Consider the following 14,072-nt stretch of genomic DNA (forward strand, 5'->3'; position numbering starts at 1 on the left):
TGCCTCGCCGTTCAGGCCTCGAACCTTGGCCCAAGGTGCTCGATGGTCGCACTCTACGGATGGCCCACCGCACATCGCGTGCGCTTCGAGGCCTGAACGGCGAGACTGGCCTCAACCCTTTGAAGTGCCTCGCAGAACTCGACCCATGCGTTTACGTCGGGGTCGATCTCCGGGTCCGCATTCGGCTCTCGAGGGTGAGGCAGCGGTTTCCTCGACGAGTGCGTGGCCTCTTCGGAGCGAGCCGGGCGATTCACCACTACCCTGGGCCCGCCGCACCGGCGACCTGATCTACCATGCGCAGTTCTTCGTCGGTATTTCCGATGCGGCGTACGCTACCGCTGCGTTCCACCAGCGGGAGGGTGCGCAGTTTGTGTTCCAGATGCCATTGCAGGTGGGCCGCGATGAGTCCGCTGGCCTGCCGGCGGCCCGATTCGGGGATCGCCTCGACGCGGTCCCAGCGACCGTGGCGCAGTGCCAGCAGATGGTCGAAGACCGCGGGGGCGGGGGTGACGGCGCCGGGCGGGCGGCAGTGGACGCAGACCGCTCCGCCGGCGCCCACATGGAACGCGCGATGCGGGCCGGGGGTGGCGCAGCGGGCGCATTCGTCGACGGCGGGGGCCCAGCCGGCGTAGTCCATGGCACGCAGCAGGAAGGCGTCGAGGACCAGTTCGTGCGGGCGCTGCCCTTCGGCGATCGCGCGCAGGGCACCCGCGGTGAGGGTGTGCAGGCGGGGAACGGGGGCGCGCTCTTCGCCGGCCAGTCGTTCGGCGGTCTCCAGTACGGCACAGGCGGTGGTATATCGGCCGTAGTCGGCGATGATGGCGGACGCGTTGGCTTCGACGGTGTGGACCTGGGTCACGATATCGAGGCTGCGACCGGGATGCAGCTGCACGTCGATGTAGGCGAACGGCTCGAGCCGGGCCCCGAATTTCGATTTGGTGCGGCGCACCCCTTTGGCCACGGCGCGCACGAGACCGTACTGCCGAGTGAGGAGCGTGACGATCCGGTCGGCCTCGCCCAGCTTGTGCTGGCGCAGCACGACGGCATGGTCACGGTACAAACGCACGCGACCAGTCTTGCACGTGTCCGGCCTCGCCGCCTCGAGCCGCCCCGCTCGACCGCACCCACGCCGTGAGCCCGGTGCCACCCGGCTACGCGGACTCGGAACGCGCCTGCGTAGCCGGGTGGCGCCAGGTCGTCGCGGGCAGGAAGTGGACGTCGTAGCGCTGTTGTTCCGGTAGCAGGCTGTCGAAGTCCGCGTGTCCGCGCCGGATCCGGCCGAGCTGACGGAAGTACCCGAACCGCTGGACACCGGGGGTGAGGACGATGAGCAGGTCGACCGGCGATCCCGGTGCGGCGCCGAATGCGTGCGGCATACCCGGCGGGACCACGACGAGACTGCCCGCGGGAGCGGTTGTGGGAGTGCCGTCGAGGAAGAACTCCGCGATACCGGTGAGCACGTAGAACAGCTCCGTGGACCGTGCGTGGTAGTGCGGCGCGGCACCGTCCGCACCGGCGCCGAGGGTGAGCCGGTTCGCGCCCAGCGCGCCGCCGGTGTCGACGGCGTCGGCGAGCAGATGGAAGGCCCCGCCTTGGGGTAGGTCCACGATTTCCGCGGTCGCACCGGGTACGACCAGGGCGTCGGGGATGTGGTCCGGCATGATGTCTCCTTTGTTCACTGTTGCTTCCAGTGCACACGGGGAAGAAAGCGCGAACCAGACGCAGTTGTGCCGGGCAGTGATCACGAATCCAGATCAATGGAGGCGCGGTGGAACTGCGGCAGCTCGAGTACTTCGTGGCCGTCGCCGAGGAGGGCGGCTTCGGCCGGGCGGCCCGGCGCATGAATATCGTCCAGTCCGCGGTGAGCCAGCAGATAGCGCGGCTGGAACGAGAATTCGGGGTTCTGCTGTTCGACCGATCGACCCGGCATGTCCGGCTCACCGGGGCGGGCGACCGACTACTGGACGAGGCACGGCTCGTACTCGCGGCCTCGCGGCGGATGCGTAGCGTCGCCGGGGATATCGCGGCCGGCGACGACGGCACACTGCGCTTGGGCACCCTGCACGTACCGGGTGATCGACTGTATCGCGCGTTGAACACACTGGCCGCGATCGCGCCGCGACTGCAGGTCCGGCCCCGGCGACTGGCACCGGCCGAACGACTCGCCGCGGTGCGGTCCGGGGAATTGGACGCCGCGCTGGTGCGCGCCCTACGTCCCTCGGCCGGCCTCGAAGCGCTCGAGGTATGGACCGATCCGCTGTACGTCGCGCTCCCGGCCGACCACCCGCTCGCCGACTCGTCCCGGCTGCGGCTCGACCGGCTCGGGCACCTCCCGCTGCGCCTGGCTGCCCGGGAGGCCAACCCGCCTTTTCACGATCTGGTCACCGAAGCGTGCGGGGCCGCGGGGATCGCCCCCCCCGTGGGCCCGCCGTTCACCACGCTCCAGCAAACCCTCGCCGATATCGCTGTCGGCCCACCGTCGTGGACGGTCTTCTACGAGGTGGCCGCGCTGCCGACCGTCCACCGGATTGCGATCCGGCCCCTCACCGATCTGTCGGTGACGACATCGCTCGCCGTCGTGCCCCGACCACCGGGGCCGGCCCTGCGACATCTGCTCGACGCGCTCCACCGGACCACGAATACCTGACCGAGCCGCATCGCGACCTCGCGTAGTCCGCTCGACAGTCGACCGGATCCGGTATCGAGGCCCGATGGCGCCCGACCGGCGTTCTAGTTCCCCAGCCGAATGGGGAACGCCGCCGGATCGTTCTGCGTGAGAACGGGCAGGTTGCCGATCTCGCTGAGCGGCATGGCGCACTGCAGATCCGGGAACCGGTCGAACAGGGCGGGCACGGCGATGGACGCCTCGAGCCGGGCCAGCGCCGCGCCGGGGCAGATGTGCGGGCCGTAGCCGAAGGAGATATTGCGGTTGGCGGTGGGGCGGGTGATGTCGTAGGTGTCGGCGTCCGCGCCGTGCAGCGACCGGTCCCGGCCGATCGCGCGATAGGACATGACGACGCCGTCGCCCTTGGCGATGGTGAAATCGTCGACGGTGATGTCCTCGGTAGCGAAACGCATCAGCAGATGGATCACCGGACCGTCCCAGCGCAGGGTTTCCTCGATCGCCTCCGCCCAGGTGCGGTCACCGGACCGGATCGCCGCCAGTTGTTCGGGATGACCGAGTAGGGCGCGGACGGTGGTGATGATCAGGCTGACCGTGGTCTCGTGTCCGGCGGCCACGAGGGCCTTCAGGTTGCCGTGCACCTCCGCCTCGGTGAGCGGGGTTTCGCCCTCGGCGACGTCGTGGATGAAGTCCGAGGTCAGGTCGTCGGCGGGCCGGACGGTTTTCTCCTTGATCAGACCGGTGTAGTAGTCGTCGAGTTCGGCGAAGACCCGCATCCGCTCCTCATGCGGGGTCAGCAGCGAGAAGAACGCCTTGTAGGACTCCAGCAACATGGTGTGATCCGAGCGCGGTACCCCCATCAGCTCACTGACCACCCGCATCGGCAGCGGATAGGCGAAGATCTGCTTGAGATCGACCACCTCATTTCCGGCGCCCGCGGCGGCCAGGTCGTCGAGGAGTTCGGCGGTGAACTGTTCGATCTTCGGTCGCAGCTCACCCAGCCGGCGCGGTGCCAGGGCCCGGGTGGTCTTGATCCGCAGTCGGCGGTGTTCGGCGCCGTCCACGGTGAACATGGAACGTCCGGCGTCGATCATGCCGATCAACGGCCACTCCCGGGTCACCGCGCCGGACTGCCACAGATTCCAGTGCGTGCGATCCTTCACCAGGCGGGTGTCGGTGAGCAGTTGCCGGGCCAGATTATGCCGGGTGACGGTCCAGGCGGGCGCACCGAGCAGTTCGATCCTGGTGAGTGCCGGACCCTCGGTCAGGGCGCGGGTCTCCCCCGCGAGATCGGCGACCATCGGATCGATGGTCAGGGCCGCGGTGTGCGGGCATTGCTGGCTCACGAGCCACCTCCAACGGCGGGAACGGGTGTGAATTCGACCGGGAGCGCGGTGAATCCGCGCAGAAACGGCGAGGGCCGGCGGACCAGGGCCGCGGCCGGAACCGAGAGGTCGAGGTCGGGCAGCCGGTCGAGCAGCACCTCGATCCCGGTCCGCGCGATGATCTCGGCGATCTGCTGCGCCGGATACGGGCAGCGGTATTCGCCGTGGCCGAAGGCGAAATGTGCGGCATTGCCGGAATGGGCGGGTTCGGCGCCATCACCGGAATACTGGCGGATATGCGGATCGGCGTTCGCGGCGGCCAGACCGAGCAGCAACATATCGCCGCGGCGCACCAGGGCTTCACCGAGCCGGGTATCACGCGAAACCCAACGACCGGCCAGGATCTGGGTGGGGGTGTCCTCCCACAACACCTCGGTCATCGCCTGGCCGATACTGTGCCGGGCGGCGCCGAACGCGGCGGCGAACCGGTCGTCGACGAGCATGAGGCGGATGGAGTTACCGATCCAGTCGGCGGTCGGCAGATGGCCGGCGGCCATCACCGACTGCATGTTCAGCACATATTCCTCGTCGGCGAACGGTGCGGGATGCGCCAGCATCCGCGACACCAGATCCTGCCCGGGCGCGGCCTTCTTCTGCGCCAGCAGCTTCTGCATGTACTCGACGAACCGCTGGTAGGCGGCGGGCGCTTCCGGACCGCCGTCGCACAGCGTCTGCATGGTCTGCGCCAGATACGGGCCGTCCGATTCCGACACGCCCATGATCCACGCCAGCGTCAGAACCGGGAGCAGCTCGGCGAATTCGGTGACCACGTCCGCGTACCCGCGGCCGCAGAACCGGTCGATCAGCCCGTCGGCGAGTTGTTCACAGGCGGTACGCAACGCGAACGGGTCCACCGATTCCAGGGCCGGTTCGACCAGGCTCACATGCCGGGCGTGCGTGGCACCGGCGGTGAAATAGATGCCGGGCTGTGGCCGACCGACCATGGGCAGCAGCGGCCAATCCGGAGGAATCACCGACCACTGGTTCCACAGGCTCGAATCCCGCGGGAACAGCAACCCGTCCGTGGTCACCTGGTGCAGTTCCCGATAGCCGATCACCAGCCACGCCGGGATACCGCCGATGAGCTCCACCGGGACGACCGGTCCGAACTCGGACCGCATCCGGGTGTAGAGAAGAGCGGGGTCGGAGTGGAAACCGGGACCGTCCAGCGCGACCGCCCCGCTCGGGCCGACCGGGCAACCGCCCGGCGATATCCCGGTGTTGTAGGCCGGACGGGTCACGCTCGGACCTCCGGTGCCGGCGCGGGTGGGGCCTGCCGCTCGATGAGGTGTTCGACGAGACCGATCAGCACCTGTTTGCCGGACGCCCGCGAGCGCGCGTCACAGGCGAACATCGGCACGTGCGGATCGAGATCGAGCGCGTCGCGGACCTCGTCCAGCGCCGGCGGGATCGGTTCGAAGGAGTTGCAGGCCACCACGAATGGGGTGCCCTGGTATTCCAGCCGGTCGATCGCGTACCAGGAATCACTGATCCGGCGCGGATCGACGAGCACCACCGCACCCAGGGCCCCGGTGAACAACCGGTCCCACAGGAACCAGAACCGTTCCTGACCGGGCGCGCCGAACACGTACAGCACATATTCGTCGGCGAGGCTGATCCGGCCGAAATCGAAGGCGACGGTGGTGGTCGATTTGCCCGTCACCCCGGACAGATCGTCCACTCCGATACCGGCGTTGGTCATCACCGCCTCGGTGTCCAGCGGCTGGATCTCGCTCACCGCGCGGACCATGGTCGTCTTACCGACCCCGAAGCCGCCGACGACGACGATCTTCAGGGCGTGCCGCACCGAACTGCTCAGTGGCGCCCGGGCGCGCGTGGGGCGGTCGTCATAGGCTACGGAGTCCAACTAGCACCTTCTCGAGCATGTGGATATCGAACGTGTCACCGTAAGGGCCCGTATCGATTTCGGGATGGCGAACGGTGACCTTGCCCGCATCCAGCAGGTCCGCGACCAGAACCGTCGCGATACCGATCGGCAGCCGCAGTTCGGCCGCGATCTCCACCACCGCGGTGGGTTGCAGGCACATGGACAGGATCGCCGCGTGTTCGTACTGCATGGCCGGAGCGGGCGCGCATTCACTGACCACCAGGGTCACCGGATCGAATTCGTCGGTGGCGGGGGCGGCGCGACCACCGGTGAGCGTGTAGAAACGGTCGGGTTCGTCGTCGCGGCCGGGGCGGTTCACAACAGCCTCGCTCGACTCCCTCGCGGCGGTGCGGACAGATACTCCCCGACCTGCTCGATCAGCGCCGCCATCTGGGCGCCGACCAGACCGGCGTCGGCGTCGTCGTCGGCCAGCACCGCGATCTGGGCGCCCGCGCCGGCACCGACGATGAACAGGATGCCGCCGTAGAACTCGGTCATCGACTGGCGGACCCCGCCGCGGCCGTTCCCGAACTCGGCCGAGGCACTACCCGCCAGCGCCTGCACCCCCGAGGCGATCGCGGCGAGCCGGTCGGCCTGGTCCATGGAAAGTCCCGCGGTATGGCACATCTGGATACCGTCCGCGGCCAGCAGCACCGCGTGCCGCGCGCCGGCGGTTTCGCTCAGCAGCCGCTGCAACAGCCAATCCAGTTGCGCTGGATCCGATGTCATCGTCATCGATCGTTCTCCCAGTCGGTTGTCATGGAGTGCCGGGACGGTCGCGCGGCGCCGCTGCCGGGCGACTGGATCGGTCCGCCGAAGGGCCGGCCGTCCTCCCCGGCACGGCCGGTGACCGCCCGCTGGAAGGCTCCCAGCGACGATGCCGACGACCGGCGCTTCGGAGCCGGATCGTGCGTGGCGGCGCCCTCGAAGGAGTCGGGATCGGGCAGACCCCCCGGATGTGCGGCGGCCAGGGTGCTGCCCCGGCGCCGTTTGGGCAGCACGGTGGTGGCGGTCGCTTCGGTCTCGGCGGCGGCCACCGCGGGGAATTCGCCGGAACTGTGCTGCGGGACACCGTGCCGACCCGAAACATACTGCGGCGTCGACTGGTTCGTGTCGTTGTACCGGGCACGGTCCGCGGCGGCCGCGGCGGTTTCCGCCGGTGCGGCCCGGTACCGCGCGCCGGTTTCCGGAATCACGGCGAACGGACCGGAATCGAGTGCGTCCCCGGCACCCGGTGGAAGCCCGGCCTGGTCTGCCGAACGACCGGTCGGCAGAGCCGGGGTGGCCGGCGGCTCGATCCGGGCGGTGAGTTCACGCGGGATCATCACGACCGCCGCGGTCCCACCTATCGCGGACGGCCGGTAGCTGACGGTGAGACCGTGTTTACGCGCCAGCCGCCCCACGACCGCGAGACCGAACCGGGTGCCATTGAGCGAGGAGAGCCCCTCCGCCGCGTCCCCCTCGGCGCCGGAAACGGTGAGCTGGGCCCGCTGCAGCGACGATTCGCTCATCACCAGGCCGCTGTCCTCGATGGTCACCACCAGGCCGGCCGGGATCTCCGCGGCGTAGATATGCACCTCGGTGGTGGGCGGGGAGAACCGGCAGGCATTGTCGACGAGTTCGGACAGTGCGTGGATCACGCCCTCGGCCGCGTGCCCGGCAATGGCGATATCGACGATCGCCCGCAGCCGCACCCGCTGATAGCCGCCGACCCGGCCGATCGCGGCCCGCAGAATACGTTCCATGACGATCGGTTTGGCCCAGCGCCGGCCGGTACGGGCGCCGCTGAGAATGGCGATACTGTCGGCGAGCCGTCCGGCCTGGGCGGTGGCATGGTCCATTTCGAGCAGATCGGTGAGTACCGCCTGATCGGCGTAGCGGTGTTCCAGCTCCTGCAGATTCGCCAGCATGCTGGTGGTCATGGCCTGCATCCGGCCGGCGGCATTCGCCAGCGCCGCGATGGCCGCCAACCGGCGGCGTTCGCTGGTCGCGCTGACCTCTGTCTCCGCCGCCACCGCCTGTTCGGCGACCGCGGCCCGCTGCTCGCTGCGGGCGAGCAGTTCCAGCGCTTCGGCGGCGCGGCGCTGCTCGGCGGTGATCAGACCACGGAAGTAGACGGCGGTGGCGACGGCGGTACAGGCCGCCACCACGGGTATCGAAACCCAGACGGCGGTGACCATCCGGTCCCCTGGCGCGACCGACAGTATGGCGGCGGCCAGCAGCCCGATCCCCAGCGTGACCGAGACGCCCAGGGCCAGCGCCGGAGCCACCAGTTGTCTGCGGCCCGCCGCCCATGCCGAGGTCGCCGGCGCTGATTCGTACATAAGTCGGGTCCCCCCGCTCGCGCTTGGTCCTGCCGACCCAAACCCGAGCCCGCATATGGCACCACATCGTGCCCGTTACCGAATCGTCGGACGCAGAATGGTTTCACCCCGGCGGATTCGGGTACGGGCCGAAGCATATCGGCCTAGTCCAACCTCCGCTACTCAAAGAAGCTAAACCTCAGCTAACGTTCCGTGCCCGAGTGGGTGCCGACAGGCAGGCAGATCCGGTGCCGCCGGACGACGCGAGGCGCGGCGAAACCCGCCGCGACCGTCCGGAAATCCACCTCGAACAGCGGGGTTCCGATACGCCGACCGACCCTCAGAACCCCAGCTTGCCCAGCTGTTTGGGGTCGCGCTGCCAGTCCTTGGCGACCTTCACATGCAGATGCAGATAGATTCGGTTGCCGAGAATGTGCTCGATCTGTTTGCGCGCATTGGTCCCGACCTCTTTGAGCCGGGCACCCCCCTTGCCGATGATGATCGCCTTCTGGCTCGGCCGCTCCACATACAGCAGCGCGTGCACGTCGAGCATGCCCTCGTTCTCCTCGCGCGGCAGGATCTCCTCGATCACCACGGCCAGCGAATGCGGCAGTTCGTCGCGCACCCCCTCCAGCGCAGCCTCCCTGATGAGTTCGGCCATCAGGGTTTCCTCGGGTTCGTCGGTGAGTTCACCGTCGGGATAGAACGCCGGCCCCGGCGGCATCCGGGAGGCGATCACATCCACCAGGACCTCGACCTGCTCCCCCTTGGTGGCCGATACCGGCACCACATCGGTTTCCGGCCCGAGCAGCTCGGAGACCGCCATCAGTTGGCGCGCTATCTGGTCCTTGCCCACCTTGTCGATCTTGGTCACCACACCGAGCAGCGTCGTCTTCGGCGCCATCTGCCGCACCTGCTGCACGATCCAGCGGTCCCCCGGACCGATCTTCTCGTCCGCGGGAATACACAGCGCGATCACGTCCACCTCGGAGTAGGTGTCGCGCACCAGATCGTTGAGCCGCTGCCCGAGCAACGTCCGGGGGCGATGCAGCCCGGGGGTGTCGACCAGGATCAGCTGGGTGTGCTCGCGGTGCACGATACCGCGAATGGTGTGCCGGGTGGTCTGCGGCCGCGAACTCGTGATCGCGATCTTCGCCCCCACCAGCGCATTGGTCAGCGTCGACTTACCGGTATTGGGCCGACCGACGAAACAGACGAAACCGGAACGGAACTCACCCTCGGTGGGGTCAGGCATCGGTCGCCTCGTAACCCTCGGCGATATCGAACACCGCGCCCGAGGCATCGGCGAAAATGATTTTCGCTCCGGCGGACACCTCGCGGACCGCGGCCACCCCGGCATCCGCGAACTTCCCGCCGATCACCACCGCGGCCTCGAACCCCTCCGCGCCGCTGGAGATCGCGGCCACGACCGCGGACTGCAGGGCCGTGAGCCGCAACGTTTGCAACCCGACTTCACCGGCGGCGTAAGTGCGCCCGTCGGTATCACGGATCGCCGCTCCCGCCGCCCCGCCGGTGCGGCCGAGCGCGCCCCGGGCGAGCACCAGCAACTTGTTGTCCTCGGCATCCAGTTCACTCATCGGCTGCTCCCTTGTCGTGCCGGGCGGACGGGTTCTCCCGCGCCGGTCCCGGATCGGTCTCCGTATTGTGCTCGGGCGCCCGGCCCACCACCACGGTGTGCACCCGGACCCGCCCACGCGCGTCGGCGCCGCCCTCACCGCGCAACTCCAACCCGTGCGCGACGACCTCCGCGCCCGGCAGCGGCACCCGGCCCAGTTCGTGCGCGAGCAGCCCGCCCACGGTGTCGACTTCCTCTTCGTCGATCGGCAACCCGTACAGCTCACCCAGATCGGCGATCGGCAGCCGCGCCGACACCCGGAACCGGCCCGGTTCTATCTCCTCGATCGGGGGTGTCTCGTCGGTGTCGTATTCGTCGGCGATCTCCCCGACGATCTCCTCGAGCACATCCTCGATGGTCACCAGACCGGCGATACCGCCGTACTCGTCCACCAGCAGCGCCATATGGTTGCGCCGCCGCTGCATCTCGTCGAGTAGATCGTCGAGCGGTTTGGAATCGGGCATGAACACCGCGTCCCGCATGACCTCGCGCACCCGGACACTGCGCCCGCGGTCGGCGTAGGGCACCAGGTCCTTCAGATAGACGACGCCGAGAATATCGTCGACGTTCTCCCCGATCACCGGAATCCGCGAATGCCCACTACGCACCGCCAGCGACATCGCCTGCGCCACCGATTTATCGGCCTCGATCCACACCATCTCGGTCCGCGGCACCATCACCGCACGCGCGGCGGTATCACCGAGTTCGAACACAGACTGGATCATCCGGCGCTCGTCGTCGGCGACCACACCGCGTTCCCGCGCCATATCGACCACTTCGCGCAATTCGATCTCCGACGCGAACGGGCCGTTGCGGAACCCCTTACCCGGCGTAATCGCGTTACCGATCAGGATCAGCAGCCGGCTCACCGGGCCGAGCAGGGCGCCGATGAACTGCAGCGGCAGCCCCGCCGCGAGCGAGATGCTGTACGCGTGCTGACGCCCCAGGGTGCGAGGCCCCACTCCGATCACCACATAGGAGACCAGCACCATCACCACCGCGGTCACCAGCAGCGCCAACCCGCTGTCCAGGAAACTGCTCAGCGCGGCGGCGAGCAGCACGGTCGCGGTGATCTCGCACAGAATGCGCAACAGCACCATAAGATTGACGTAACGCGGCCGGTCGTCCACGATCCGGCCCAGCCGTACCGCCCCGGGACGGTCGCTGCGCGCCATATCGTCGAGCCGGGCCGGGGACAGCGTGTTCAGGGCCGAGTCCACCGCGGCGAAGACACCACCTACGGCAGCGAGCAAGACGGCGACCAGCAGCAGGGTCATCTCGTTCACGCGTGCGCGTCACCCGGCCACGAGCGGTCGCCCTCCGGGGCCGCGAACCCCGTCTTGCCCAGCAGACGGGCGTCCCGGGCGGCCAGTTCGGCCCGCCGCTGCGCCTCCCGCAACTCCTCGTACCACTGTTCGAGCAACCGGCCCTGCAGGGCGAACATCTCCTTCTCCTCGGCCGGTTCCGCATGGTCGTAACCGAGCAGATGCAGCACACCGTGCACGGTGAGCAGGGCGAGTTCGTGATCGAGGGAATGACCGGCCTTGGCGGCCTGGTCCAGGGCGAATTCCGGACACAGCACGATATCGCCCAGCATCGATGGACCCGGCTCGGGACTGTCCGGCCGGCCACCGGGTTCGAGTTCGTCCATCGGGAACGACATCACATCGGTGGGGCCGGGCAGGTCCATCCACCGCATATGCAGATCGGCCATGGTATCGAGATCCACCAGCACCATGGACAGTTCGGCGGCCGGGTGCACGTCCATCCGGTCGATCACGAACCGGGCGACGCCCACCAGGTCTTCTTCGGGCACTTCCATACCCGACTCGTTGGCGATCTCGATACTCACCTGGTCAGCCTAATGGGTGCGGCCGGGCCCGGCCCATTCGCACTCGCGCACGGTCGGGTCACCGCCTCGCGGTGCGCCCCGCCGCCCGCCGCTGCGCCCGGTTCCCCGACATATGCGGCGGTCCCACCGGCGGCCGGGTCTCGGCCTCGAACTTCTCGTAGGCGTCGACGATATCGGAGACCAACCGGTGCCGCACCACATCGCTGCTGGTGAGCTGGGCGAAATGGATATCCTCGATATCGCCGAGGATCTCGGTGGCCGCCCGCAGACCGGACCGGGCGCCGTGTGGCAGATCCACCTGGGTCACGTCACCGGTCACCACGATCTTCGACCCGAACCCGAGCCGGGTGAGGAACATCTTCATCTGCTCGGCGGTCGTGTTCTGCGCCTCGTCCAGAATGATGAACGAATCATTGAGCGTGTTGTGGGTGAGCAGGAAGTCCTCGGTCACGTACAGCGAATCCTGCGCGGCGACCTGGATGCAGACCGCTTCCTCGGTACCGGCGGGCTCGATGCGGTCGATGAACCGCATCGGCCTGCCTCCGCCGGTCGAGTACTTCGCGGCCTTACGCGCGAGCCGGAACGGTTCGATCCCGGCGGGCAGCCGAATATCGACATTGTGCGCGTTGTGCCGGTAGAGCACCGGACGGCCGTTGGCACGTCCGGGCTTGCGCCCCGCGGCGAGTTTGGTCCGCGCATAGGCGACACCACCCAGCGACCGCACCAGGAACATCACATCGTCGCGGAGCCGATCCGAGACGGTGGTGAACTGGATACGGCAGGTACGCCCCTCCTGCACGACCGGGCCGCCATCGGAATCCAACAGACCCTGGAGCACAGCCAGCCGCACCGACGCGTCGTTGTAGAGATACAGCTCCGGCACGAACTTCGTATTCGAGCGGGTGCCCGCGAGCCCGAGCCGGGGAGCGACTCCGGTGATCGGGTTCTCCAAGGTCACCACTTCACCCGGCTGCCGGTCCCGCGTCAACACATAATCGACCCGCGAGGTACGCCGCACCGCGATCCCCGGTACGGCTTCCACCAGCATGTCGACCAGCTCGGGGTCCTCGCTGGAGAAGGAGGGTGTCGTACTGCCGGTGAGGCAGCCGTCGCCGAGCAGGAGCCCGAGCGCATAAGCGTCCATCGGCACCGGACGTGACGGAAGACAGACCGGCTCGCTCAACAGCGGCAGCTCGTAACGGTGATAATGCGCCGCGCGCAGGTTCCCGACCATTTCCCTGGTCTCGAGCACACGCGGTGGTTTGTTCCGGCGGCGATCGGCGCGGGTATACACAGACCACAGATGATCTGCGGACGCGAGCGTCGACGCGCCGTCCTGGGTGTGGACGCGGTAGATCTCCTTCGGCCCCTGCGGGTAGACGCCCAGGACCGGTGTAGGACGGCCGTCCGAGCCGATCACCAGGTCCCCGACCTCCAGGTCACCGATCGGCCGGAAACCTTCCGGCGTCAGGACCTTGGTGAACAGCGGCTGCGCACGACCACGCATATACGCCAGTGGCGCGACCTCGATCACGCCGGCCGCCATCAGCTTGGGGATGGCCTCCGGGTCCATCATGTCGTGCAGCGCGTCGTAGAGCGGGCGCAGATACGGGTCGATCTTCTCGTTCAGGGTGCCCGGCAGGAAACCCAGCCGCTCGCCGGCCTCGACCGCCGGGCGGGTGAGGATGATGCGGTTGACCTGCTTGGTCTGCAGCGCCTGCACCGCCTTGGCCATGGCCAGGTAGGTCTTACCGGTACCCGCCGGACCGATACCGAAGACGATCGTGCTCTCGTCGATCGCGTCGACATACCGCTTCTGGTTCAGCGTCTTGGGGCGGATCGTCTTGCCGCGGCGGGACAGGATGTCCAGGCTGAGCACCTCGGCGGGCGCTTCGGAACTGCCCTCGGTGAGCATCGAGACCGTATGCCGCACCGCTTCCGGCGTGATCACCCGGTTGCGGCCGGTCAGCGCGACCAGTTGCTCGACGACCCGCTCGGCCAGCGCCACATCGGCCGCCGGACCGGTGAGCGTGACCATGTTGCCGCGCACGTGGATATCCGCGACGAGCAGACCTTCGAGCTCACGGAGATTTTCGTCCGCGGAGCCGAGAAAGGGGAAAACCGATTCGGGCGCGAGTTCGATACTGGAACGGACGGTGCGTGCCGCGGGCCCCGAGGCACCGTGCTCGCCCGCGGAGGAATTCTGGTCGCCGCTATCGCCTTGTGATCGCACGTAGTCGCTATGGCCTGCTTTCCGGTCTCGGAGCTGCGGTGATGCGCCGCTGGTGGAGAGGTAGCGAATGGGAGTCGCTGGCACGAGTCTAACTCCCGGCCCCGACACGTCCCAGTGGAATTCCGGCTCACCACGGCGTCACGGACCGCCGC

Annotated in this window: 14 protein-coding genes; 1 reads left to right on the plus strand and 13 read right to left on the minus strand. The window is 68.3% G+C overall.

Annotation, left to right across the window (positions count from 1 at the left end):
- Positions 1-256: 256 nt before the first annotated feature.
- Both recO and NGR01S_RS16810 read right to left on the minus strand, forming a co-directional pair.
- Positions 257-1,066 carry a DNA repair protein RecO gene (gene recO, locus NGR01S_RS16805; protein WP_063037823.1) on the minus strand — a complete coding sequence of 270 codons (810 nt, stop codon included), beginning with the start codon at positions 1,064-1,066 and terminating at the stop codon, positions 257-259.
- An 85-nt stretch (positions 1,067-1,151) separates the two neighbouring features.
- A complete protein-coding gene (locus NGR01S_RS16810; RefSeq protein ID WP_063037825.1) occupies positions 1,152-1,661 on the minus strand; it encodes a cupin domain-containing protein in 510 nt (169 codons plus the stop codon).
- A gap of 107 nt (positions 1,662-1,768) precedes the next feature.
- Here NGR01S_RS16810 and NGR01S_RS16815 point away from each other — a divergent pair, with 107 nt between their 5' ends.
- Entirely contained in the window at positions 1,769-2,647 is an 879-nt protein-coding gene (locus NGR01S_RS16815) for a LysR family transcriptional regulator (RefSeq protein WP_063037827.1), read from the plus strand.
- An 83-nt stretch (positions 2,648-2,730) separates the two neighbouring features.
- On the opposite strand, the gene NGR01S_RS16820 is transcribed toward NGR01S_RS16815, so the two are convergent.
- From NGR01S_RS16820 to NGR01S_RS16870, 11 genes are all read right to left on the minus strand, one after another.
- Positions 2,731-3,969 carry a cytochrome P450 family protein gene (locus NGR01S_RS16820; RefSeq protein WP_063037829.1) on the minus strand — a complete coding sequence of 413 codons (1,239 nt, stop codon included), beginning with the start codon at positions 3,967-3,969 and terminating at the stop codon, positions 2,731-2,733.
- The gene (locus NGR01S_RS16825; RefSeq protein ID WP_063037831.1) at positions 3,966-5,249 is read right to left on the minus strand and encodes a cytochrome P450 family protein; all 1,284 of its coding nucleotides are present in this window, start codon (positions 5,247-5,249) and stop codon (positions 3,966-3,968) included. The genes NGR01S_RS16820 and NGR01S_RS16825 overlap by 4 nt, the downstream gene beginning before the upstream one ends.
- On the minus strand, positions 5,246-5,875 hold the full coding sequence (locus NGR01S_RS16830) for a GTP-binding protein (protein WP_063037833.1): 630 nt from the start codon (positions 5,873-5,875) through the stop codon (positions 5,246-5,248). The genes NGR01S_RS16825 and NGR01S_RS16830 overlap by 4 nt, the downstream gene beginning before the upstream one ends.
- Entirely contained in the window at positions 5,856-6,215 is a 360-nt protein-coding gene (locus NGR01S_RS16835; RefSeq protein ID WP_063037835.1) for a DUF742 domain-containing protein, read from the minus strand. The genes NGR01S_RS16830 and NGR01S_RS16835 overlap by 20 nt, the downstream gene beginning before the upstream one ends.
- Entirely contained in the window at positions 6,212-6,631 is a 420-nt protein-coding gene (locus NGR01S_RS16840) for a roadblock/LC7 domain-containing protein (RefSeq protein WP_198165423.1), read from the minus strand. Before NGR01S_RS16840 ends, NGR01S_RS16835 begins: the two co-directional genes overlap by 4 nt.
- Positions 6,628-8,220, minus strand: a complete 1,593-nt coding sequence (locus tag NGR01S_RS16845; RefSeq protein ID WP_084481201.1) for a sensor histidine kinase — start codon at positions 8,218-8,220, stop codon at positions 6,628-6,630. Before NGR01S_RS16845 ends, NGR01S_RS16840 begins: the two co-directional genes overlap by 4 nt.
- Positions 8,221-8,539: 319 nt before the next feature.
- Entirely contained in the window at positions 8,540-9,454 is a 915-nt protein-coding gene (era, locus tag NGR01S_RS16850; RefSeq protein WP_063037837.1) for a GTPase Era, read from the minus strand.
- Positions 9,447-9,797 carry a cytidine deaminase-like protein gene (locus tag NGR01S_RS16855; protein ID WP_063037839.1) on the minus strand — a complete coding sequence of 117 codons (351 nt, stop codon included), beginning with the start codon at positions 9,795-9,797 and terminating at the stop codon, positions 9,447-9,449. Before NGR01S_RS16855 ends, era begins: the two co-directional genes overlap by 8 nt.
- A complete protein-coding gene (locus NGR01S_RS16860) occupies positions 9,790-11,112 on the minus strand; it encodes a hemolysin family protein (protein WP_063037995.1) in 1,323 nt (440 codons plus the stop codon). Before NGR01S_RS16860 ends, NGR01S_RS16855 begins: the two co-directional genes overlap by 8 nt.
- Before the next feature lie 5 nt (positions 11,113-11,117).
- The gene (gene ybeY / locus NGR01S_RS16865) at positions 11,118-11,687 is read right to left on the minus strand and encodes an rRNA maturation RNase YbeY (protein ID WP_030523158.1); all 570 of its coding nucleotides are present in this window, start codon (positions 11,685-11,687) and stop codon (positions 11,118-11,120) included.
- 58 nt (positions 11,688-11,745) lie between these two features.
- Entirely contained in the window at positions 11,746-13,920 is a 2,175-nt protein-coding gene (locus NGR01S_RS16870; RefSeq protein WP_063037841.1) for a PhoH family protein, read from the minus strand.
- Positions 13,921-14,072: the final 152 nt, after the last annotated feature.

The organism is Nocardia grenadensis NBRC 108939, from assembly GCF_001613445.1.
In the GTDB taxonomy this organism is placed as follows: domain Bacteria; phylum Actinomycetota; class Actinomycetes; order Mycobacteriales; family Mycobacteriaceae; genus Nocardia; species Nocardia grenadensis.